At 28.2% G+C, this 24,582-nt stretch carries 21 protein-coding genes and 6 pseudogenes; 25 read left to right on the top strand and 2 right to left on the bottom strand.

Features of this window, described 5'->3' with window-relative positions; all coding sequences use genetic code 4:
• Positions 1-7: 7 nt before the first annotated feature.
• From pth to ACZ91P_RS11125, 17 genes and pseudogenes are all read left to right on the top strand, one after another.
• Entirely contained in the window at positions 8-577 is a 570-nt protein-coding gene (gene pth / locus ACZ91P_RS11205) for an aminoacyl-tRNA hydrolase (protein ID WP_465156163.1), read from the top strand.
• Positions 567-1,049, top strand: a complete 483-nt coding sequence (locus ACZ91P_RS11200) for an SAM-dependent methyltransferase (protein ID WP_465156160.1) — start codon at positions 567-569, stop codon at positions 1,047-1,049. Before pth ends, ACZ91P_RS11200 begins: the two co-directional genes overlap by 11 nt.
• Before the next feature lie 164 nt (positions 1,050-1,213).
• Complete coding sequence (locus tag ACZ91P_RS11195; RefSeq protein ID WP_465156158.1) at positions 1,214-1,474, top strand: hypothetical protein; 261 nt, start codon at positions 1,214-1,216, stop codon at positions 1,472-1,474.
• A 402-nt stretch (positions 1,475-1,876) separates the two neighbouring features.
• Positions 1,877-2,212: a hypothetical protein gene (locus ACZ91P_RS11190; RefSeq protein WP_465156156.1), complete on the top strand. Its 336-nt coding sequence runs from the start codon at positions 1,877-1,879 to the stop codon at positions 2,210-2,212.
• A 70-nt stretch (positions 2,213-2,282) separates the two neighbouring features.
• Positions 2,283-3,158, top strand: coding sequence for a hypothetical protein (locus ACZ91P_RS11185; protein ID WP_465156154.1), 876 nt, complete (start codon positions 2,283-2,285; stop codon positions 3,156-3,158).
• Positions 3,159-3,526: 368 nt separating this feature from the next.
• A pseudogene (locus tag ACZ91P_RS11180) lies at positions 3,527-4,653 on the top strand (arginine deiminase).
• A 96-nt stretch (positions 4,654-4,749) separates the two neighbouring features.
• Positions 4,750-5,755: pseudogene (gene argF / locus ACZ91P_RS11175) on the top strand (ornithine carbamoyltransferase).
• A 35-nt stretch (positions 5,756-5,790) separates the two neighbouring features.
• A complete protein-coding gene (locus tag ACZ91P_RS11170; protein WP_465156152.1) occupies positions 5,791-6,564 on the top strand; it encodes a hypothetical protein in 774 nt (257 codons plus the stop codon).
• Entirely contained in the window at positions 6,549-6,746 is a 198-nt protein-coding gene (locus ACZ91P_RS11165; RefSeq protein ID WP_465156149.1) for a hypothetical protein, read from the top strand. The genes ACZ91P_RS11170 and ACZ91P_RS11165 overlap by 16 nt, the downstream gene beginning before the upstream one ends.
• A 63-nt stretch (positions 6,747-6,809) precedes the next feature.
• Positions 6,810-7,277: pseudogene (locus ACZ91P_RS11160) on the top strand (hypothetical protein).
• A gap of 36 nt (positions 7,278-7,313) precedes the next feature.
• The gene (arcC, locus tag ACZ91P_RS11155) at positions 7,314-8,246 is read left to right on the top strand and encodes a carbamate kinase (protein ID WP_465156146.1); all 933 of its coding nucleotides are present in this window, start codon (positions 7,314-7,316) and stop codon (positions 8,244-8,246) included.
• Positions 8,247-8,614: 368 nt separating this feature from the next.
• A complete protein-coding gene (locus ACZ91P_RS11150) occupies positions 8,615-8,938 on the top strand; it encodes a hypothetical protein (RefSeq protein ID WP_465156143.1) in 324 nt (107 codons plus the stop codon).
• Between the two features lie 17 nt (positions 8,939-8,955).
• Entirely contained in the window at positions 8,956-9,162 is a 207-nt protein-coding gene (locus ACZ91P_RS11145) for a hypothetical protein (protein ID WP_465156140.1), read from the top strand.
• 59 nt (positions 9,163-9,221) lie between these two features.
• Complete coding sequence (locus tag ACZ91P_RS11140; protein ID WP_465156137.1) at positions 9,222-10,040, top strand: hypothetical protein; 819 nt, start codon at positions 9,222-9,224, stop codon at positions 10,038-10,040.
• A gap of 151 nt (positions 10,041-10,191) precedes the next feature.
• Positions 10,192-11,308: pseudogene (gene ald / locus ACZ91P_RS11135) on the top strand (alanine dehydrogenase).
• 554 nt (positions 11,309-11,862) lie between these two features.
• Complete coding sequence (locus ACZ91P_RS11130; protein WP_465156135.1) at positions 11,863-12,225, top strand: hypothetical protein; 363 nt, start codon at positions 11,863-11,865, stop codon at positions 12,223-12,225.
• Between the two features lie 133 nt (positions 12,226-12,358).
• Positions 12,359-12,454, top strand: a complete 96-nt coding sequence (locus ACZ91P_RS11125) for an IS3 family transposase (protein ID WP_422397511.1) — start codon at positions 12,359-12,361, stop codon at positions 12,452-12,454.
• Between the two features lie 194 nt (positions 12,455-12,648).
• Here ACZ91P_RS11125 and ACZ91P_RS11120 read toward each other — a convergent pair.
• Positions 12,649-13,311, bottom strand: a pseudogene (locus tag ACZ91P_RS11120) (HAD-IIB family hydrolase).
• 900 nt (positions 13,312-14,211) lie between these two features.
• Between ACZ91P_RS11120 and ACZ91P_RS11115 the strand changes: the two are divergent.
• From ACZ91P_RS11115 to ACZ91P_RS11090, 6 genes and pseudogenes are all read left to right on the top strand, one after another.
• The gene (locus tag ACZ91P_RS11115; protein ID WP_465156132.1) at positions 14,212-14,550 is read left to right on the top strand and encodes a hypothetical protein; all 339 of its coding nucleotides are present in this window, start codon (positions 14,212-14,214) and stop codon (positions 14,548-14,550) included.
• Between the two features lie 374 nt (positions 14,551-14,924).
• A complete protein-coding gene (locus ACZ91P_RS11110) occupies positions 14,925-15,050 on the top strand; it encodes a hypothetical protein (protein WP_465156128.1) in 126 nt (41 codons plus the stop codon).
• A gap of 38 nt (positions 15,051-15,088) precedes the next feature.
• Positions 15,089-15,211, top strand: coding sequence for a hypothetical protein (locus ACZ91P_RS11105; RefSeq protein ID WP_465156126.1), 123 nt, complete (start codon positions 15,089-15,091; stop codon positions 15,209-15,211).
• Between the two features lie 83 nt (positions 15,212-15,294).
• Entirely contained in the window at positions 15,295-17,289 is a 1,995-nt protein-coding gene (gene topA, locus ACZ91P_RS11100; RefSeq protein WP_465156123.1) for a type I DNA topoisomerase, read from the top strand.
• 117 nt (positions 17,290-17,406) lie between these two features.
• Positions 17,407-17,730: a S1 RNA-binding domain-containing protein gene (locus ACZ91P_RS11095; protein ID WP_465156120.1), complete on the top strand. Its 324-nt coding sequence runs from the start codon at positions 17,407-17,409 to the stop codon at positions 17,728-17,730.
• A 56-nt stretch (positions 17,731-17,786) separates the two neighbouring features.
• Positions 17,787-19,060: pseudogene (locus tag ACZ91P_RS11090) on the top strand (glucose-6-phosphate isomerase).
• A 36-nt stretch (positions 19,061-19,096) separates the two neighbouring features.
• On the opposite strand, the gene coaD reads toward ACZ91P_RS11090, so the two are convergent.
• A complete protein-coding gene (gene coaD, locus ACZ91P_RS11085) occupies positions 19,097-19,519 on the bottom strand; it encodes a pantetheine-phosphate adenylyltransferase (RefSeq protein ID WP_465156117.1) in 423 nt (140 codons plus the stop codon).
• A gap of 241 nt (positions 19,520-19,760) precedes the next feature.
• Between coaD and ACZ91P_RS11080 the strand changes: the two genes are divergently transcribed.
• Both ACZ91P_RS11080 and ACZ91P_RS11075 read left to right on the top strand, forming a co-directional pair.
• The gene (locus tag ACZ91P_RS11080; RefSeq protein WP_465156115.1) at positions 19,761-21,428 is read left to right on the top strand and encodes a ribonuclease J; all 1,668 of its coding nucleotides are present in this window, start codon (positions 19,761-19,763) and stop codon (positions 21,426-21,428) included.
• A 102-nt stretch (positions 21,429-21,530) separates the two neighbouring features.
• Positions 21,531-24,533 carry a DNA translocase FtsK gene (locus ACZ91P_RS11075; RefSeq protein WP_465156113.1) on the top strand — a complete coding sequence of 1,001 codons (3,003 nt, stop codon included), beginning with the start codon at positions 21,531-21,533 and terminating at the stop codon, positions 24,531-24,533.
• Positions 24,534-24,582: the final 49 nt, after the last annotated feature.

Here is a 24,582-nt window from a genome sequence, read left to right as displayed (position 1 = left end):
CGAGATAATGAAGTTAATTGTGGGTTTGGGGAATCCAGGTAATGAATATACTTATACAAGACATAATATTGGTTTTTTATCCATTGCTAAGTTGGTAGATAAATTTAATTTAGCAAAGCCAAAAAATGCTTTTAATGCTTTAATATGAGAAACAACAATTAACAACGAGAAAGTTCTTTTTTGTCAACCACAGACTTTTATGAATCTAAGTGGATTTGCAGTTTATCAAATTAAACAATTTTATAAATTAACATTAGAAGATATTATTGTCATTTATGATGATAAAGATATTCCTTTCAATGTTATTAAGTTAAAAAAGAATGGTTCAAGTGCTGGTCATAATGGAATTAAAGATTTAATTCAAAAACTAGGTAGCGAAAATTTTTTACGGATTCGTTTAGGAATTGGCAAAGATTTCCAAATTCTAACCCGAAACTGAGTACTAGGAAAGTTTTCTCCTAGTCAGTTAGAACTTATTAATAATGATTTATTAGAAAGAGTTTATCAAATTATGATGCAATATTTAGAAAAAGCAACTAGTTTTGATAAATTAATGAGTCTTTATAATGGCAAATAAAATTAAACAATATAGTTTTAAAAGTAATAATCCGAAAATTTACTTAATTGCAACTCCAATTGGTAATTTGCAAGAAATGACACCACGAGCAATTGAAGTTATTAAACATGATGTTCAAAAAATTTATTGTGAAGATACGCGGAACACAATTAAACTATTAAATTATTTTAATTGTAAAAAACAGTTAATTTCTTTAAATAAAGAAAATGAAATGCAACGCTTAACAGAAATGTTAAATGATTTAGCACAAAACTTATCAATTGCAATTATTAGTGATGCCGGTTATCCACTGATTAGTGATCCAGGTTATTATGCTGTTAACCATATTTTGGAACATTATCCCTATGATGTAATTCCGATTAGTGGTGCTAATGCTGCTTTAAACGCCATTGTTAGTTCGGGTCTTAATCCGCACCATTTTTTATTTTTTGGTTTTTTAAATAAAGCAAAAACAAAAAAAATAATGAGTTAGAACAACTGCTATCATTTCCATATTCTATTATTTTTTATGAAGCACCGCATCGAATTTTAGAAACATTAAAAATAGTTAAATCAGTTTTTGGTGAGCGTAAAATTGTCATTGGTAAGGAAATTACAAAAATTAATGAGCAATGATATCGTGGACAGTTAAGTGAAGTGCTTTTGTTTTTACAACAAGAAGAAAATGCTGCTTTTGGTGAGTATGTCCTTGTTGTTGATGGGGCGGCGAATCTTCCAGTTCCTATTATTGCAGATGAAATTTTAGTTACCGAAATTGAACAATTAATTACAAAGCAAAATTATCGCGTTAAACAAGCAATTGATTTTGTTGCAAATAAATATAAAATTAGTAAAAATGTTTTATACAATAAATATCATCAACAAAAGGAGCACGATGGAAAAAACAGAACGAATTAAACACTTAGTGTTTTGTAGCATTCTCTTTAGCTTAGAAATTATTGTTTTACTCTTAACTTATTTTTATAGTTTAATTTATTATCAATTAAATTGATTAAGTTATTTATGATATTTTGTTAGTTGATGAAGTGTCCAAACTTATTTTTTAATTTTATTATTCGCCTTCAGAGGATTAATTTACTTTACAAAATTACAAAATTGTCATTTTGTAACAAACCAGTTTTTTATTTTATACATTGTCTTTGCTGCCTTGTTAACATTTTTTTTACACTTGGGACAGTTATCGGTGCCATTACTGGTAAAAAGTTTACTGCCAGTTGGCATAGCTTCGCAATTTATTGAATTAGTACAACAGTGCAGCATTGATTGTGTCCCGCGATTTTCATTATCTATTTTTGCATTGTGGTTGAAAAAGAATGTATTAATTATAAAAATTTTTATTTACAAAAGTTATATAAGTTTTATCTTCATCCATTTTTTTATACTATTTTTATTGCTGTTCGGGAAGGAGTTTTATTATTAATTCCAATTGATAAAAAATTGTGAAATTATAGTATGCCAGCAAATAACTACTATGTAACATATTTTTTTCAAGATTTTCGCCGGTTAGAATATTATCTTTTATATTTAATTGTCTTAAGTATCATTATTGCTTTATTAATAACATTCGTTGTTAATTTAAATAATTTATTAGTTAACCACCAAAAAATTAAAGAAAGTCAAGAAAAAATAAATTAAATTTAAATAATTCTTATTTTACGGTAAAATTGAAATACATAAAAATTATAGAAGAATAGAGGGATAAAAAATGACAGAACAGAGTAATTTCTGAACAGATGTTGAAAAAGGAATGATGAGTTATTTAACAAAATATATTAATCTTTTCGAAACAGACTATGCAAAAGACACAGTGGAAAAAAATCCAAAAATAGAAGCTTTTTTAGCAGGAGCAAAGTTTAAAACTAATTTTGAAGATTTATTTAACTTTGTGAAAACAGAAATCAAACCATTATTTGATGATATTAGAACAGAATATTTACAAGATAAAAAACCAGAAGAAATTGATCAGAAAAAAGTTACAACATTAATTGAAGTAAGCAAATTATTTAACGCAATTATTCCATTGCCACGATTTTTAAATGATTTTATGACTAGTGCAAAAGAAACTAGTCCGGTTGATTTAAATAAACTTTTTGTAAATATGATGAAAGTAGAAATTGGTGAGTTAATAAAAATTTATGATGATGAGATTAAAGAACTTGATCCAGCGCTTGATAAATGTTTAAAAGAGATTAATAATGCTAATGATGCCTTGGAAATTTGAAATTTAGTAAATCAATTAGGTTTATTTTTACAACGTGATATTATGTTAACTGATTTTTCTCCTGAAAAAGAAGAAGAAAAGTTAAAAGGACAATTAGCAAATATTGATCAAATTGAAAAAGATTATAATGATGGAAAAATTAAATTACCAGAATTTAATAAAGAAAAAATTATTGAAGAGATCCAAGCATATCATAATTTTGTCATTGCATTAAGTCCGGGAAAACGATTAGAAATTGCTGAAAAAACAACAGAATATCGTAATAAAGTCGTTCCTTTAGTTCAAATTATTCAATGCTTACATGATTTATTAATTAATATCTTAACTGCAACAAATATCATTAATACAGCAAAACAATAAAAATTTATTGTTTTTTTATTTCTAGTGATAAAAAAATAATAAAAAACTTTAAAGACTTGTTTTTAAAATTAAAAAAAATAATATAAAAGTATAAGGATAAAAAAAGTAAACAATGGCATTTTTATTTATGCAATATCGAAAAGTGTATTGCTTAAATATATTTGATAAAAGGATAGCATAATCAATTTTAAGTATATTTATTTAAATGGCATTAAAGGACATTACAATTTGATAGGTATTCTGTGTATTTAACAGCAATTTGCATTTTTTTAGTTTTGCATGTTTATCTTTAATTTTTATTAAAGGATTTTAATAAAAATGGACGTAAAAAGAGAAAGAGGACAAGTAACATGACATAAAAATATGGTATTAATGTTTATTCAGAAATAGGTAATTTAAAAACAGTATTGTTACATCGCCCTGGTGATGAATTAGCTAACTTATCACCAGATTTATTGGAACGATTATTGTTTGATGATACACAAGATTTAGCAGTTGTACAAAAAGAACATGACTTTTTTGCGCAAACTTTTAGGAACTTAGGTGTTGAGGTGTTGTATATTGAAAAATTAGTCGCTGAAGTTTTAGACACTGATTCAAAAATGCGGCAAGAATTACTAGAACAGTTTTTAAAAGAATCTGGTGCAAAAGAAGAATACATTAGTAAGTTACGTACTTATTTAGGCAAATTAGATAATCAAGATCTTGTTAATAAAATGATAGCATGGGTAACAAAATACGAGTTAGGAGTAGAAATTACAGATAATTATCCGCTAGCGGTTGATCCAATGCCAAATATTTTATTCCAACGTGATCCATTTGCATCAATTGGAAATGGAGCAACTATTCATAAAATGTTTACGGTTACTAGAAATCGTGAAACATTATTTTCTGATGTTGTTTTAAGACATCACCCCCGTTTTAAAGGAAAAATTAATTTTTGATATGATCGTAATGAAAAAGAAACTTTAGAAGGTGGAGACATTTTAGTTTTAAATGCAAAAACATTAATTATTGGTGTTTCACAAAGGACATCTCAATGAAAGCTATTAAAATAGTAGCAAAAAATCTAATTGAAAATAATTCAGTTAGTTATGAAAAAGTTATTGCATTAGATTTAAAAACAAAAAATCGTGCTTTTATGCATTTAGATACTGTTTTTACTAATATTGATTATGATAAATTTATCGCACATCCATTAATTTTTGAAGCAATGGGTGAGTTTAAAATTTTTGAAATTACAAAAAATGGAGTTAAAGAAATTAAAGAAACAATTAAAGATTATTTATCAGAAGAAGTTGGTAAGCCAGTTCAAATTTTTAAATGTGATGGAGAAGATCCAATTGTACAGGCAAGAGAACAATGAAATGATGGGACAAATGTTATTACAATTCGTCCTGGTGAAGTGATTGCCTATTCAAGAAATCAAATTACAATTGAAATTTTAAAACAAGCTGGTGTTAAAGTGCACGTTATTGATTCAGCTGAATTATAACGTGGACGTGGGGGACCTCGTTGTATGTCAATGCCAATTTGAAGAGAGGATATCTAAAATCTTAATATTATATTTTAAAAGGAGAGAAAAAATAATATGGCTGTAAATTTAAAAGGAAGAAGTTTTCTAACTTTATTAGATTTCACGCAAAGAGAAATCTATTATTTATTAGATTTAGCAAGACAATTGAAAAAATCAAAATATGCTGGAACTGAGCAAAAACCATTAGCTGGAAAATCTGTTGCTTTATTATTTGCAAAAGATTCAACACGAACAAGATGTGCTTTTGAAGTCGGAGCATTTGATTTAGGAATGCACCCTGTTTATTTAGGACCAAGTGGTAGTCAAATGGGGAAAAAAAATCAATTGAGGATACTGCAAAAGTATTTGGAAGAATGTTTGATAGAATTCAATTTCGTGGGTTTAAACAAACTGATGTTGAAGCATTAGCAAAATATTCAGGTGTTCCAGTATGAAATGGATTAACTGATGAATTTCACCCAACGCAAATGTTAGCTGATATTTTAACATTGCAAGAAGAAAAAGGACAACGCAATATGAAAGGGCTAAAATTTGTTTATTTTGGTGATTCTCGTTTTAATATGGCAAATAGTTATATAATTGTTAGTGCTAAATTAGGAATGCATTTTGTTGCTTGTGTGCGCCAAAGAATTTATGACCAAATGCAGAATTATTGAAAAAAGTAGAAGCAATTGCAAAAGAACATGGTGGGTCAATTACGTTAACTGAAGACCATAAAACAGCGGCAAAAGATGCTGATGCAATTGCCACTGATGTTTGAGTATCAATGGGAGAAGATCCTGCTGTTTGAGGAAAAAGAATTAAGGATTTAACACCATATCAAGTAACAATGGAAAAAATGAAACAACCAAAAGAAGATGCTATCTTTTTACATTGTTTACCAAGTTTCCATGATGGAAATACGGATACTGCGCAACAAGTGATTAAACAATTTGGTGGAATTGGCGAATTAGAAGTTGCTGATGAAGTTTTCCAATCAAAATATTCACGTGTTTTTGAAGAAACAGAAAATCGTTTACATACTATTAAAGCAGTAATGCTAGCAACAATTCGTGGCTAGGTTATTAATTATGAAAGGTTAAAGGGGGTGCAAAAATGGATGAAAAAAAGAAAAAAAAGTTTAAATTTAAATTGCGGACAGCATTTACAATTTTATTAGGAATTACGCTCTTAATTATTATTGTCTCTTGAATTCCAGGAACAACTGGTTCATGAAAAGATGCTGATGGTGAACTTCACAATGGTGAACCTGCCGGAATTTTTGACTTATTTTTAGCTCCGATGCAAGGATTTAAAAGTAAAATTGATGTTATTGTCTTTATTTTAGTTTTAGGAGGTTTCTTAGGCATCGTTATTGAATCAAAAGTATTAGATGCTGGGATTGGGCGTTTAGTAGCAAAAATGAAAGGCCGTAAAATTTGAATTATTCCAATTGTAATGTTTTTATTTTCAGTTGGTGGTACAACTTATGGAATGGGGGAAGAAACAATCGCTTTATACCCAGTTATTATTCCTGTTTTATTAGCTGCTGGTTTTGATGTGTTAACAGCGGTAATGACAATTTTATTTGGTGCTGGAATTGGTTGTATTGGTTCAACATTAAATCCATTTGTTATCCAAGTTGCTGTTGCTGCTGCTGGTGTGCCTGATTTAACATCAACAACAGGAATTATTTGAAGAGCCGTGTCATGATTATTATTGACAGCAGCTGGAATTTCATTTGTTGTTTGATATGCGTTACGTGTTCGTCGTACACCAGGGAAATCACCATTATTTGAAAAAAAGATTTTTATAAAGCAGAATTTGCAATTGTTGATGATTTACCAGCATACAATGGTAAACGAAAAGCAATTATGGCGATTTTTATAATTAGTTTTGTCTTAATGATTTTTTCATTAATTGGATGGGATAAATTTGGAATTCCTGTCTTTGTTAATTTTACAAAATTAGTTAGTGAGCATGCCCCATTTATTGCTAATTTCTTTGCTCCATTAGGGCAATGATCATTTATGGAAATTTCAGCATTATTCTTTATTGCATCAATTAATTAAAAAGGAGAAGAAAAATACGTTAATAGTTTTATTAGTGGTTCAGCTGATATTCTATCTGTTTGCTTGGTTATTGCCCTTGCAGCTGGGATTGGGTTTATTATGACAAATACTGGAATGCAAAACAAATTAGTTAGTGGATTATCTACACCAATGTCAACATTAGGGAAAACAGGCTTTATTATGGTAGCCTTCTTCTTCCTAATTATCTCATTTGTAATTCCATCTAGTTCAGGATTTGCCCAAACTGTTTTCCCAATTTTGGGTCCTGTTGCTACCCCATTAGCAACAGGTTTAACATCAGGAACAATTACTGCCTTTTAATTCGCAAGTGGAATTATTAATTTAATTTCACCAACAAGTGCAATTTTAATGGCAGCATTATCAATTTCAAAAGTTCCTTATGGTAGTTTTATAAAAACATCATGACCATTAATTGTTGGAATTATTGTTGCAACAATCATCTTGTTAGGAATTGTAACTTTATTACCAATTTCAAACACTACTCCTTGATTCTCAATGCCAATTGAGTAAGCAAGTTTTCATTTTAAGAGAAAGGATATGTAAATTATGGCAAGAATAGTTGTTGCGTTAGGAGGAAACGCATTAGGAAATTCCCCCAGTGAACAATACGAAATTGTAAAGGATACTGCGAAGGCAATGGTCGACATTATTGAAAATGGTGATGAATTAATTATTGTGCACGGGAATGGACCACAAGTTGAAATGATTAACAATGCTTTTGATGAAGCAGCTCATGTTAATAATAAAATTCCAATGATGCCATTTCCCGAATGTGGAGCAATGTCACAAGCCTATATTGGCTATCATTTGCAAAATGCAATTTTAAATGAATTAAATAAACATAAAATTAAGAAAAATGTTGTAACAATTGTAACACAAGTTGAAGTTGACCAGAAAGATCCTGCTTTTAATAATCCAACAAAGCCAATTGGCGCATTTTATCCTGAAGCAGAGGCAAAAGCATTAGCTGAAAAAAATGGCTTTACTGTTAAGGAAGATGCTGGACGGGGATGACGCCGAGTAATTGCATCACCACAACCAATTGATATTGTTGAAAAAGAAATTATCGAAGATTTAATTAAGCAAGGACATATTGTAATTACCGTTGCTGGTGGAGGTATTCCCATTGTGAAAACAGGGACTGCTTTTCAAGGAGTTCCTGCTGTTATTGATAAAGATTTTGCTAGTGCAAAGTTAGCAGAATTAATTAAAGCTGATAAATTGATTATTTTAACAGCGGTAGCAAAAGTTGCAATCAACTATGGAAAACCTAACCAAAAAGCATTAGATGTTTTAACTTTAACTGCAGCGGAAAAATATATTACAGAAAATCAATTTGCGTCAGGTAGTATGTTACCAAAAGTACAAGCTGCAATGAAGTTTGCTAGTTCTGGATTGCAAAAAATAGCAATCATTGCTGAATTAGCACAAGCTAAAGTAGCATTAGCTGGTAAAGTTGGTACAACAATTAGTAAATAAATTCATAGGAATTATTTAAACCTTTTTTAAAAAAATTACACTTTCTAGGAAGTAAAATTAAAAAAAGGTTTTTATTATCGTAAAGTTAATAAGAACAAGGGTTAAATAGCAATTAGAAATTTTTTTTAAAAAAAATATTTTTCTCAAAATTTGAGTAATAATTAAATTAAGAAAAAACAATTAATCAAACTGTTTATTAATAGCTTATAAAATAATAAAATTTAATACAACCATCATTTCAAGGAAGAAAAATGTGATATAATCAAGTCTAAAACAATAGAAGATATTAACTATTTTAGGCACAGAGGTAAAGAATGAAAGAGGATTTAAATAGTATTTAACATTAAATATTAACACAAGAAGATAATTTGGATAATTTTGTTACTGATTTATATTATTTTAGTACACTATTAAAAACCTTAAAAAAAGATTTTAAAAATCATTTAACAGATTTAACCAGGTTAAAAAAGAATAAAAAAATAACTACAGAAGAATATCAAACTAATTTAAAAATATTAAAAAATTTATATAAATCCAAAATGATGGAATTAAAACAAGATATACTAAAAATGGCTGATTTATGTATGCTTACATTTGAAAAAAATATTGCTTTTAAAAAAGCACATAAAATAGAAGTTTCAGCAGAACTTATAAAATTAAATAGTGAAATCAAAAGTTTAAAGAAAAAATAAGTCAAGAGCAAGCAACAATGTTACAAGCTCTAAAAGAAAAAAAGTTAAAAACCAAAAAACCAATTAGTACTAAAACTTTAGTCTTAATAAGCATTATTAGTTTACCACTATTAATTATTGGTACGTTATTAATTAATTATTTACTTTATTTTCCAAAAATAAGAAATGAAAGTTTTGATTTAACAAAAAAAGAATATTTAATTGCTTTTATTATTGTTTTATAACCTTAATAGTTATTATTGGTTATTTTATTTTAATGTTAAAAGTTATTAAAAAAACTTATATGGATCGTGAAAAAAATATTTTTAAAATAACTGCAATTGGTTTTGTTGGGTCATTTTTATATACAATTGGAGTTGGTAGTTTTGCGGTTGCAACGGCAGGATTAAAAGCAACAAAGATTATTAAAAATGATTCATTATTACCAGGAACACTAAATATTGGGTTAGGGATACCAAACTTAATTGCTGGAACCATTTTTGTTGCGGCAATTAATGTTGAAGTATTAACGTTAGTACTACTAGTTGTTGGTGCAATTTTAAGAAGTTTTGTTGGTGCTGAATTAACAAAAAGAGTTAGTGCCAAACATATTAGTTTAACGATGGCCATTGTGCTAACAATTGTTGCGATTTTATTGATTTTAACACAATTAGATGTTTTACCAAGTGGAAATAAAACTGGTTTAGAAGGATGACAATTAGGACTTGCCTTTCTTTTATTTATGGTTTATTGTGGTTTACAAGCATTCGGAATAGGGTTATATGCTCCGGCGTTAGCGACAATTGCATTATTAGGAATAGATATTAAAGTTGCTTTTCCAATTATGTCATTAGCATCAAAGTCAGCTTTTCCAGTTGCGGCATATTCTTATAATAATAAATATCAGCCCAAAACAGGTTTTGATTTAATGCTAGGAGGGGCTCTTGGTGTAGTATTAGCTTTTTTAACAGTTTTTGTTGGCATTGAAGTTGGATTAGATGTTAAGCCAGCTGTTTTTACTAATTATTTAAAATGATTAGCAGTTATTGTTGTTTTTTATGTATCTATTATGTTAATATTATCTTATTTAAAAATTAGAAAAAACCAGATACTAATAAATTAGCAACAAGAAAGACAATATTTTCACTTGAAAGTTATGATCAGTGAAATGAAAAATTAGTTAATCAACTTGATGATTATTTACTATCATATTATGACAAACGACAATTTTATAATGATTTAATGAATAAGTCATTAGGAAAGGAAACAAAAATATGAAAATAGGAATTCCAAAAGAAATTAAAGCACAAGAAAATCGTGTTAGGGTAACACCAAGCGGCGTGATTGAACTAGTAAAACAAAAACATGAAGTTTATGTTGAAAAAATGCTGGTCTTGGTAGCGGTTTTACTGATGATGATTATAAAAAAGCAGGAGCTATTATTTTAGATAATCCGACCGAAGTTTGAACAAAGGAAATGATTATTAAAGTGAAAGAACCATTAGAAAGTGAATATAAATATTTTTATGAAGGGCAAATTATTTTTACATACTTTCATTTGGCTTCAGATAAAGCATTAACTAAAGCATTACTTGATGCAAAAGTAACATCAATTGCTTATGAAACAATTCAACTTGAAGATAATTCATTGCCATTGTTAAGACCAATGAGTGAAGTTGCTGGAAGGTTAGCAGTTGCTAATGCAATGTATTTTATGTTTAAAACAACTAGTGGTAGTGGTTTATTAATGAATGGAACACCTGGAACAGAACGAGCGAAGGTTACTGTTATTGGTGGTGGTGTTGTGTTGCCGGAACAGCTGCAGCAAATATGACAGCAAGCATTGGCTGTGATGTTACATTAATTGAATTTAATGAAAATAGAATTCGACAATTGTATCACTTGTTTGGCAAATAAGTCCATATTTTAAAATCTAACCATGCTAATATTGAAAAATAAGTTTTAGCAAGTAATGTTGTTATTTCAACGGTTTTAATTCCAGGAGCATCAGCACCAAAATTAGTAACGGAAGAAATGGTCAAAAAAATGAAAAAAAATAGTATTATTATTGATGTTGCTATTGACCAAGGTGGCAGTGTTAAAACAATTACTAAGGCAACAAACCATGATAATCCAACTTTCATTATGCATGATGTCATTCATTACTCAGTAGCAAATATGCCAGGGTCAGTCCCAAGAACAAGTACGATTGCTTTAACAAATGCCACAATCCAATATGCTCTAGCAATTGCGAATACTGATTTTAAAACATTATGTAAAACACATCCGCCAATTCGAAAAGGAGTTCAGACAGTTGAAGGTAAACTTGTTTTTGCCCCAGTTGCGAAAGCACATAACTTGGAATATGTTGATGTATTATCAATTTGTTAATTATTAATTTAGTAAAGTAAAAAAGTGAACATCTAAAATAAAGTAGACATAAAAAATAAAAATTATATTAAAACTTTATTAAAAAGATGTTTTTTATATGAAAAAGTGAAAAAACAGTAAAATTATTTTAAAAGGAATATAATATTTCACGAAATACAATTTATTTATGAATTAAAACATATAATTTAAAAGGTGAAAAAAAGTTTAGAATGAGGTCACGAAACACAAGTTAAAAACATAAAAAGGAAACATTCTGTTACCAATACACCATTAGAGTTAATGACAAAAAAATTTATAAATATGCAAAATAATTTAAAAAATTATCAAAGTATTTATTCCTAAGTGTAAAAAAAGTATAAAAAAATTTATGAGTGATCTAATATTTATACAATTGTATTATTGTGTAAAGTATTTAAGGTTTCTAGAACTGGTTATCATAACTGATTATGATTGGGAAAACCAAAATATAATAAATGAAATAACTTAATTGCGGATATTATACAAACAATGTATCATAATTTTAACGGTATTTATGACTACAACATGATTATATTATGTTTAAAAAACTATATAATTTAAAAATGAAATTAACAGTTATAATCAGAAAGAAAAAATTTAATTGTAAAAAACTTTTTGGTCTATTAAGATATGAAAATATTTTAAATAGAAATTTTTCAACAACTGGAATTAACCAAAAAATTGGGACAGATATCACATATTTAACTATTAATAATAAAACATATTACTTATCAATAGTAAAAGATTTTCATACAAATGAAATTTTAGATTATCAAATTAGGAAAATGCTTGATATGCTTTTTATAATAAAAAATATAATTAATGCTTGAGTAAAAGCGAGAAAACCTAAAATATGAATTCTACAAACTTTATGTTTACAAACTTGTGTAAAAAAATAGGAATAACAATTTCAATGTCACGAAGAGGTTCTTCACCAGATAATGGTCATACAGATTCTTGATTTAAAACTTTTAAAATTGATTTTTTGAAACATTAAAACGTATTTTTAGAAATAAAGAATATGTATATTGAATGGTTTCAGAATATCTTAAATTTTATAATGAAATTAGATCACAAAGCAAATTAAAAGGATTGAGCTCTGTTGAACACAGAATAACTCAATCCTAAAGCAATTTTATTTTTTATGTACACTTTTTTCCATATTCAAAGTTTGCTTATTATTTATATCTACAATATTTCCATAAATACTTTTTTTATTTTTATACATAATAATCTATTTATATTTTTTTCTTCAAATTTTTGTTGTGTAGCATTTAATTTATATTTTTCTTGTTTATTTTTTAAAATAATTAATAATTGCTTTAAATATCAAAATGTTGGCGCAAATATTTGGTTGGACCATCTTCTTGATTTGATAATATAGTTTCATCAGCAATTGCTTTTAACTCATCAATAGCATTAGAAACAGCAAGTCCATGTCCTGCATCTCGAATTAATTAAAGATCATTATGTGAATCACCAAAAGCATAAGTATTTGCAACATCAACGCCTAAATGCTGCGCTAAAAATTGTAAGGCACTTCCTTTTGAAATTCCTTTGCAAGAAATTTGAAAAAATGTGTTCTTATAGTATGATACCACATCTAATTTAGGTCATAATTGTTGCAAGTCCTTAATGAAAGTTTTAGCTTGCTTATCATTTAAACCAACTTCCAATGATATTCCAATTGTTTTAATATTTTCGGTAATTTCTTCTGGGTTAGTCAGAATATGATAATTTGTTTGTGTTTATGTTGTTCATTTATGAGTTATTTCATTATATTCATTAACATAAGTACTATTTTTACTAAAAAAAGAAGTTTTATATTTTTGATAAGTAAAATTAAAAATTTCCTTAATTTCTTCTTTTGTCAACCTTATATCTAATAAAAAACTATTTGTTTTAAATGAATAAATGCTACAACCATTGTTTGATACAACATAACCACCATATTTATCCACGTTTAATTGTCGTGCAACTTCAATTGCATTTTTTGCTGCTCGTGCTGTTGACGGAATAAAGGGAATTCCTTTTGCTTAAATTAAGTTAACTGTTTCTAATGTAAGCGGACTAAAATTTCGGTTATTATCAAATAAAGTTTTATCTAAATCACAAAAAATTGCTTTGTTCATTTTTGTTAATTCCTCTCTGTAAGTTTTAATATAATTTAATTATTTAAAGATATGTATTTAATATTAGTTTGATAGTAATTTTATAGTCTAGTAAAATTATATATGAAAAATTTTTAAAATAGAAAAAATATTTCATAAAATATTTAATATTATTTTTTCTAATGAAAGTTTAATTCTTATTATTTCAATTTCAATCTGAAATTCACGATCAATTTTTTAATATTTATCAATTTTAATTTGAGTATCTAAGAAATATACATAATTAGGATTATTTTTATTTTGATATTCTGGTTTTATTAAATATTTTTACCGATAAAATGTGATTTTTCCATGTTGAAAAATAATTGTTCTTTGAAACAATCCTTTTAAAAAAACGCGTTTGGACATATTCAGATTTTAATAGTTTGTAATCAATTAATTCAATTGCAGATTTAATAATTCTTTCTAAAAAATAAATATTTTTATGTTGAAATCATTTTAATAAATTTTTAGGTGTAATTTCTACTTTAGCAAATTTAAATAAAGTAGGTAAATCAATTTTAAATTTATTTAGTAAGTTTGATATTTGGTTTATAATCATAAGATATAGGGTACCTTTCTAATTAATTTTTTAATAAACTAATTATAAATAAGATAACCCTTTTTTATTTTCCCCAAAAAATAAAACAGCATCTTTATTAATAACGCTAATAGAAGAAAACATTATTTTATGATATAATAAATATAAGCGATTAATATAAGTAGGGTAAACATATGTGTCAAAACAGTAAAAAGGGTCATAGCAGTAATTGTCACAATAATTGTCGGATTAATCACCATCCGAATTTTTTTAATTATTATCAATATCCTGTTTTTCCTTCTTATGGGTGTGGAACACCACCATTAATTCACTATTCAATTCCGCAACCTCCATATCCACCGTTATTTGCACAATATCAATATTCTCCAATTATTCAGTATCCAATGACAGGACTACAACTAAATCAAAGTTTGTCACTAGGACAACAATATCAATATAGCCCACATAATGTTGGACAAAATTTTAATAATTTAGCCAATAATGCTAGAATTAATGATAATTTTCAATATTAATCTCAACCTGTTAGAGAAGATTATTATTTATCTCCTTATAATTCTCGTATTCCATTAGGGACAGAATGATATTATAATGATTTTCGTTGTCCAAGTTTACCATTAAGTAATGATGTTAATAAGATTGCTGATGAAGATATTCATGATTTTTTAGGTGTCAAATCACCAGAATTTGATTTAATAGAATCTAATCCAGAAATAATAGAAACAGATGTTTTAGATGATGAAATAGCCTTTATTGATATTAATATAAAGTAAAGGATACAAAACCAGCTTTTGGGACATATAAGGATTATATAATTAAGACATCATTAGGGGAAAAACGAGCTAGTGAGATTTATCCAAAAATATTTCATGAATATGGTCATCTTAAAATGGATCATTATGAAGCAATGGCCCAATTTGGATTGACAGAAAAACAATATGATCAATTAATTGAAAATTTTTATCATGCAAAAGAAAATAAAACAAAAAAAATTAAAAAAATAAATTTGGAGTAGTTACTAAATCAAAATTTAATGCTAAAGCTTTTTGAATTATGATCAGTGTTTTAGGTGTTATTTTATTATTAATTGCAATAACTCTTATTTTGTATTTTACTGTTCCTAGTGTTACTGAAGGAATTGATACAATAATTGCTAAAATAAAAAAAATACTTTAATTTAGAATAATAAATTTCAAAATAGTTTTTTAAAATATTATGTATAATAATTATTGATGTGTTTTAAAAAAAGGAGAGAAAACATGGCACAGACGCTGGTAATAATGGAGTCCCCAACTAAAACAAAAGCAGTTGAAAAATATCTTGGCGAAAATTATTTAGTTTTATCATCAGAAGGACATATTCGTAATTTATCAACAAAAGGTGAGTATGGATTAGGAGTAGATATTAAAACCTTTGAACCAAGTTATAAAATGGAACGTGGAAAAAAAGAAATTGTTAAAAAATTAAAACAAGAAGCCAAAGCAGCAGATTTGGTTATTCTAGCAACCGACCCTGACCGAGAAGGAGAAGCAATTGCTTATCATTTAAATGAAGTCTTAAATTGTGGTGACAAATCTCGCCGTGTTCGCTTTAATGAAATTACAAAAGAAGCAGTGTTAGATGCATTTCAAAATCAAACAGATTTAGATATGAATTTAGTTCATTCACAAGAAACTCGACGAATTTTAGACCGTTTTATTGGTTTTCGCTTAAGCAAATTGTTACAGAAAAAGATTAAGTCAAAATCAGCAGGACGAGTACAATCGGTTGCTTTAAAGTTAGTTGTTGAACGAGAAAAAGAATGGCAAAATTTTGTGCCAGAGGAATATTGGACTGTTGAAGGATTATATAAAAAGGCAGTTGTTAAATTAACAAAATTTAAGGATGAAAAAATTGAATTAAAAGTAGAAGCAGATGTTCTAAAAGTTAAAAAAGTTTTAAAAAAAGATTTTGTTGTTGTTCAAATTAAAGAAAGTGAAAAACAGCGAAAATCACCGAATCCACATACTACTTCAACAATGTTACAAGAAGCAAGTAGTAAAATGGGTTTTGCTTCAAATAAAACATCATTAATTGCTCAGCAATTATACGAAGGAATTAAAGTTAAAGATAATATTACTGGATTTATAACATATCCGCGGACAGATTCAATTCGATTAAGTGATAAGTTTGTTCAGGATGCTTTTGACTATATTACAATTAAGTATGGAACAGAATATTTAGGCGAAGTTAAAACACCACCAAAAAATAAAAAAAATGTGCAAGATGCTCATGAAGCAATTCGTCCAACTGATTTAACAATGACACCAGAAGCGGCAAAAGAATATTTAAGTCGTGATCAACTACGCTTATATAAAATTATTTATAATCGTGCGTTAGCTAGTTTAATGGCGAATACAAAGTTATTAAGTAAAGCAATTATTTTAGATAATAATAATTATGAATTTCGGATGAGAGGAAGTACGATTCAATTTGATGGGTTTTTAAAATGTTATGTTTTAGAAGGTGATGAAGAAATTGCAAAGTTACCAATGTTAAAACCAAATCAAATTATTAATTTAAATGAATTATATGGAATTCAACATTTTACTAAACCACTGAGTCGTTACTCTGAAGCGAAATTAATTAAGACATTAGAGGAAATTGGGGTTGGACGTCCATCAACTTATGCACCAATTATGCGAACATTAAAAGATCGTGGTTATATTATTGCAGAAAACAAAGCAATTAAAGCAACTGAAAAAGGGATTTTAACAAGTGATAAATTACAAGAATATTTTAGTGATATTATTAACGAAACATACACTTCAACAATTGAAGAAAGTTTGGATGTGATTGCACACGGTGACGCAGAACCAAAACCATTATTAAAAGAATTTTGAGAACGATTTGAACCACGCATTGAAGCAGCAATGGAATTAATGGAAGAAATTCCAGTTGAGAAGGTGGGGATTGAATGTCCAGAATGTGGAAATGATTTAGTATATCGGTATGGAAAATACGGGAAATTTATTGCATGTTCAGGGTTTCCAAAATGTCGTTATATTCATCAAACTGGTCTAAAATTTGGTTTTTGTCCAGAATGCGGCGTTGGTGAAATTATTTTAAAATTTAATAAGCGACGTCAACGTTTTAAGGCGTGTACTAATTATCCAAATTGTAATTACACTGATTCATATAAAGAAGAAAAGACCGAACAAGAAGAAAATAATAGCGAAAATAATGGATTGTATCGAATTAATTTATTAAAATAATAAACGATACTTTTTTTATGCTAGATATTTATGCAAAATATTTTATTATTTAGAAAATGATTTTCATAGTTCTAGCGTTATAATTAGTACAGTTTCAGAAAGGGGATGTGACGAATTATGTATATAAAAGGAAGTAAAGTTCTTGCAAAAGTTACAAACATTACACCGTTTGGTGCATTTTGTGAATTAAAAAATGCTGTTGGATTAATCCACATTAGTGAGATTTCAGATTACTATGTAAGAGATATCAAAGAATTTGTTAATATTGGTGACAATGTTGAAGTAGAGGTACTAGACTATGACCCAGTTAAGAAACAAGTAAAATTAAGTTATAAGAATTACCGACCTGAATTATTGAAAAAGAATAATAGTCAAATTCAAGAAACAGGAGTAGGATTCCAAATGTTAAGTGAAAAAATTAATTCACTAACAAGTAAATAAATTAAAATTTTTACAAATGTAAGGTTTTTTAGATAGAAAGCAGGCATATTATTAAAATGATTAAAGTAGATTTTACTAATGCATTAGCCGAATCTGTTTTTAACAAATATTTAGGGCGAGTTAAAGATATTCACCAAATGATTCATAATAAAACAGGATTAGGAAATGATTCTCTTGGTTGAGTTGAGTGACCAAATAATTATGATCAAGCAGAGCTTGCAAAAATGAAACAAACAGCAAAGAAATTAGCTAGTGAAATTGATGTTTTATTGGTAATTGGAATTGGCGGGAGTTATCTTGGCGCGCGAGCAGCAATTGAAATGATTAATAGGTTATATAGTTAACAAAAAATAGAAATCATTTATATTGGAAATACAATGTCTTCAACTTATACAACACAAGTTTTGAAATATTTTCAAGACAAAAAATTTGGAATTTGTGTTGTGTCTAAATCAGGGACAACAACTGAGCCAGCAATTGCATTTCGTCTTTGCAAAGAGCTTTTAGAAAAAAAGAAGGAAGCCTAAAAGCAGCCAACTTAATTGTTGCTATTACAGATAAAGAGAAAGGTGCTCTAAAAATATTAGCTGATAAAGCAGGTTATCAAACCTTTGTTATTCCGGATGACATTGGGGGAAGATATTCAGTGTTAACCCCAGTTGGTATTTTTGCAATGTTAGTAAGTGGTATTAATGTTGATAATCTCTTTAAAGAAGCACAACAAACTTATCAAGATACTTTAATTGATGATTTTACTAATCATGCCTATAAATATGCTGTTGGACGTTATATTTTAAATCAAGAGGAAAAATATAAAGCAGAAATGCTTGTAACTTATGAGTTACAAATGCAAATGATTACCGAATGATGGAAAGAATTATTTGGGGAATCAGAAGGAAAAAATTCAAAGGGTTTACTACCATTATCGTGTGTTTTTTCGACAGATTTACATTCTCTTGGCCAATTCATTCAAGAAGGGACAAAAAATATTTTATTTGAAACAGTTATTGCAATTAAAGAACCACAAATTAATCTTAACCTGCCAAAAGCAGCAGTAGATACCGATGGTTTAAATTATCTCGCTGGAAGAAGATTGCATGAAGTAAATACCATTGCTGTTGAAGGCGTTGTTGCTGCTCATACAAAAGTTGGGCATATTCTAAATATTGTTTTAGAATTTGCAACAATGGATGATAAAATGTTTGGTTATTTAGCATATTGATTTATGAAAGCTTGTGCAATGTCAGCTTACTTGTTAGAGATAAATCCATTTGATCAACCAGGAGTTGAGATTTATAAACAAAATATGTTTAATTTATTAGGAAAATAAAACACAAAATAAAAAATATTGAAACTCAATATTTTTTTATTTTTTTAATTGCTTAATTTGGTTTAAAAAAGTTGAAGAAATTTCATTCAAATCATAATCGGCAATAAAAAAAATTGTTTCAAGATCTTTATTTAATTGTTTATTAGCAAAAGCTAATTCCATTTCATATTTTAAATCGTTATTATTTCGTAGGCCTCGAATAATATATTTAGCCCCTAATTGTTTAGCAAAATCACTAGTTAACATTTGGTCATTAATAACAATTTCAATATTTAAATTAAGATTTTGAGAAGCTATGGCAGCTTGTTCAGCACGCGTTTTAATGTTTGTTTGATTTGATTTTTCTAAATTATTCGTAATTACAACATATAATTTTGAAAAGAGAGTACTTGCTTTTTTAATAATATTAAGATGACCATCATGAATTGGGTCAAAACTACCTGGAAAAATTGCTTTCAAGATTATTTTCACATCCTTTTAAATATTATTATTTTAACTCAAAAAATGTGTTATGATAATATAAATATGATATTTTTCCGATTATTTGGATATTTTTTAAATAGTAATGTATAATAATTAAGATTACATTTATTTAGAGAGATTACATTTGTATTAAGGGGAAAAATGTATAAATACATTTAAAAAAAAGTAAATAAGTATTAATTAATGAACAGCGAATAGAAAGTAGACGATTTTAATTATGGCAAAAATTAATTTTTTCGCTCTTGGTGGATTAGACGAGCGAGGTAAAAATTTATACTGCATTGAGGTAGAACAAGATATTTTTATTTTTGATGCGGGAACAAAAAATCCGGAACGTGGAATTTTAGGAATTGATGTAGTAATTCCTAATTTTGATTATCTAAAGGAAAATCGTACTCGAATTAAAGGTGTTTTTATTACAAAACCTTCGGATGAATGTTCTGAAGCACTTACTTATATTTTAAAAGAATTGGCACTCCCAGTTTATGGAAGTGATTTAACTTGTAATATTTTAAAATTCCATTTACAACGTTTTAAAGTTCGTGGGAAAGAAGAATGTTTTCATGTTATCAATGCAAAAGATATTCTTGATTTTGGTTTATGCAGGGTTGAAGTATTTTCAACAACAACAAATATGCCAAATAGTTTTGGTTTTGCATTGCATACACCTGATGGCACAATTATTTATACTGGAGATTATATTTTTGATGCTAAAGCAGACCCTAATTTTGCAACAGATTTACAACATTTAAATCAAATTATTGCTAAAAATAAGGTACTATTATTTTTATCAGAAGCCTCATCAGCTTCACGCCGTGATTATACAGCACCAAACCATAAGATTAAAAATTATGTTGAACGAGCTGTTAAAGAAACAGAAGATCGTATTATTTTAGCTTGTTTTGATCAAGATTTACATAAAATTAGTGAGTTATTTGATTTAGTTCGTGAAAATAATATTTCAGTTGGAATTTATGGTCAAACTTTATTAGAGTCATTAAAAGTGTTATCGGATAGTAAAAAACTAAATTTCAATGGAATTAATTTAAAAGGATTACAAGAAGCAGTTAAAGAAGAAAAATCATTAATTATTGTAACTGGTAGTGGAGAACGTTTATATAGTCGTTTGATTAAAATTGCTTCTGGTAATGATGATATTCTAGATATTAAAGAAAGTGATACAATTATTTTAGCAACACCGCCAAACCCAGGAAGTGAATTAAATCATGCCAATGTTTTAGATGAATTAGCACGAACTGTCGCAAAAACAATTGCTTTATCGGATAAAAAAGTTTGAACAATGACAGCAAGTTATGAAGATGTTAAATTAATGAGTTCAATTATTAATCCAAAATATTTTGTGCCAGTGAAAGGTTTATATAAAGATTTTGTGCAAGCAAAAATAGCAGCAATTGAAGTTGGGATTAATCCAGAACATATTTTTATTGTTGATAATGGCGAAGGTCTTGAATTTATTGATAGTGAATATACGAAAAAAAGCAATAAGGTAAAAACCGCTGATTTATATGTTGATGGGATTGGCGTTGGTGACATTGGAGCAGTTGTTTTAAATGAACGAAAGCAATTAGCTACTGATGGAGTTGTTATTATAGGAGTTTCAATTGATAGTAAAACAAAGGAATTGGTTTCTTTAATTGACACGCAAATGCGAGGAGTAATTTATATTCAAGAAAATAATGATATTTTCCGTAAAATGCAAAAAGTTATTATTGAAATTATTGAGAAACATTATAAAAAAGCTGTTGTTGGTGAAATGTATGATGTCAATGAAGTAAAAAATGAAATTAGATCGACAATTAGTTCATTTGTTAAAACAGAAACAGGAAAAACACCAATTATTTTAGCAATTGTGAATGAAATTTAATTTTATGATATATTTATAGTAGATAAATATTTGAAGCTTTTAAAATGTATGGTCATATTTAAAGTAATTTCTAAATATTTAGAATTTTAGGAGGGCTGCACTATGGAAAAGAAATCTTATGATGATCAGTTATTAAATGATCAGAATGAGAAAACTGCAATCTTAAAAGTCAAAAAAAAGCAGCTTCGTAATGATTCTATCGGGTGAGTAATTGGGGCATTATTAGTAACGTTTTTTACTATTCTTGCCATAGGGCGAATTACTTTAATTGGGCAATTTATTGATGATGTTTTATTTACATTTGCATTTGGCTGGTTTAAGTATTTAATGTATTTTGTATGCCTAGTGCTAGGTTTGACAATTTTTATTGGAGTACGGATTCGATTAAAATCACGGGTAATTTGAATGGTGGTAACCTTTATTATTTTGTCCTGCTGATTGGTAAGTAGCATTTTGTTAATTTATCAATATGCTAAAGGGCAAATGGCGTATTTTGATAAAACTGTTTTTTTAGATGTTATTAAGAATTATTTGCAACGCTGACAAGATGCATCAATTTTTAATCCTAATTTAAACCATCCGATAACATTTGTTGGTTTTAATGGTGCTTGAATTACTTTATATGCTGGAGGGGGTATGATTGGCAATCTTTTAGCTGGGATTGCTAGTTATACTACCATTTTTGGTTCATTAATTTTGTGTTTATCAGTTTTTTTATTATGATGAAGTTGAGTCGCAACCGGAACGGCAATTGGGATGTTTTTACCAAAAAATGAACGTCAGCAACAAGGTGTACGTGTATTACGTTTATCAGCAAATCGACGTCAAAAGCAAAATATTTACCAAAATTTTAATATTCCTGATGAGGAATTATTTTCAGCTCGGCAAGTTATGCATACAACAGAAGCATCAGATATTACAATTCAAATGCCGTCATATACAGCCTTACATGACCAACATTTAATTGATGATTTAATTGCCGATGATTTTGTTGGTAAGAAAAAAATGAAACAAAATTATGTTCGTTTTGATAATCAAACTAGTTCTACACCAGAATTACGAAAAGAACCTTTTAATGCAAAAGAACCTTTTAATGATTATCATTCAGGGCCTTCACAGTCACCACATTCTTCGCAATTGCCGCACCGTTCACGAATGCAATTAACACCGGATCAATATATTCAACCACGTAATCGCCGTAGTAATAATACGCTTAATAAAAAACTTGATGATTTACCAGTGTATGGTTCTTCTTATGGAAAAGATATTAATATTGTTGTTGCACGCGATAAGTTGAATTCAGCAACTGATATCACGCCTTTTGGAAAAATTAATCGAGGTAGTAATTCAACAACTTTAAAGCAAACATCATTTTATGATGAACAATTACCAACAGAAGAATTTAATCCAACGCCATCAGAGCAATTTGAAACAGTTGATATTAATGAAGGAATTTATCATCGACAAAGTAATTCAGAATATCATCATCCATTAGAACTATATCAAGATGAATATTATTCGAATTATGAGCCACCATTAATGGATCAACAACATTTTGACATCCCGCATCAACGACCCCACCGTGTTATGAAACCCAAGTCAATTGAGATTAATAAAAAAAATAGTCAAACTATTTCGCGCAGAAATACTTTTAATAATCCACATTACAAATTACCAAATTTAGGTTTATTAAGTCCAAAGGAAGATAACCGTCGTAATAATGAACGAAATAAACTTGCTGCGCAAAAGAAAGCAGTGAAAATTAATCAAGTTTTTCAACAATTTAATATTGCTGCTAGTGTCCAAGGAATTAATATTGGCCCAACTATTACAAAATTTGAAGTTCAAATGCAACCAGGAGTGAAAGTTAGCAAAATTATGCATTTAGAAAATGATCTAAAATATGCTTTAGCGACTCAAAATGTTCGAATTGAAGCCCCAATTCAGGGAAAGTCAGCTGTTGGAATTGAAATTGCTAATGAAATTAGTAATAAAGTAACATTACGTGAAATTATGGAACGGTTACCATTAGAAAAACAAGATCGTAAATTATTAGTTGGCATTGGTCGCAGTGTGAACGGAGAAATTATTTTTGTTGAATTAGATAAAATGCCACATTTATTAGTTGCTGGTTCAACAGGTAGTGGAAAATCTGTTTGTATTAACACCATTTTATCATCACTAATATTACGAACAAAACCATCGGAAGTTAAATTATTATTAATTGACCCAAAACAGGTTGAACTAGCTGTTTATAATAATTTACCCCATTTATTAGCGCCAGTTATTACAGATACTAAATTAGCAAATTCTGCCTTAAAAAAAATAATTGCTGAAATGGAACGTCGTTATAGTATGCTATCAGAGCGTGGAGTCCGCAATATTGAATCGTTTAATAAAAAAGTTACAGCAAAAGATCGCTTACCTTATATTGTTGTTATAATTGATGAATTAGCTGACTTAATGATGACAGCTGGAAAAGATATCGAAGATTCAATTATGCGAATTACGCAATTAGCTCGTGCTGCTGCAATTCATATGGTGATTGCAACACAACGCCCATCAACAGATGTTATTACCGGGGTAATTAAAACAAATATTCCATCGCGAATTTCTTTTTCAGTTACCTCAGCAATTGACTCTCGCACAATTTTAGACCAAGGTGGGGCTGAAAAACTAATTGGGTATGGTGATATGTTATATGCGCCTGCCGGGCAAAATATTCCAACCCGTGCGCAAGGGGCATTTATTTCTGATGATGAAATCCAACGATTAGTTGAATTTTGCCGTGCTCAACAAGAACCTGATTATGATGAAGAGTTTTTAAATATTGAAATAAATAGTGAAACAGGAAGTAGCAATGAAAACGATAATATTGATTTATTGTATCAAGAAGTTAAACTTTTTGTGATTTTAAATCAAAAAGCTTCGACATCTTTAATTCAACGAAAATTCTCAATTGGATATAATCGTGCTAGTCGTTTAATTGATGCTTTAGAAGAAAATGGGATTATTGGTCCACAAAATGGAGCAAAACCACGGGATGTCTATGTTCAAAATATTGACTTAGATGATAATTCTTTTAATGATGGCGGTTATTGATAGAGCGCAGATAATTTACAAAAAAGTAATGATTTATTGTGTATTTATAATT

The sequence above is a fragment of the Spiroplasma endosymbiont of Halictus nicosiae genome, from assembly GCF_978018445.1.
This window is presented reverse-complemented; position numbering and strand designations above follow the sequence as displayed.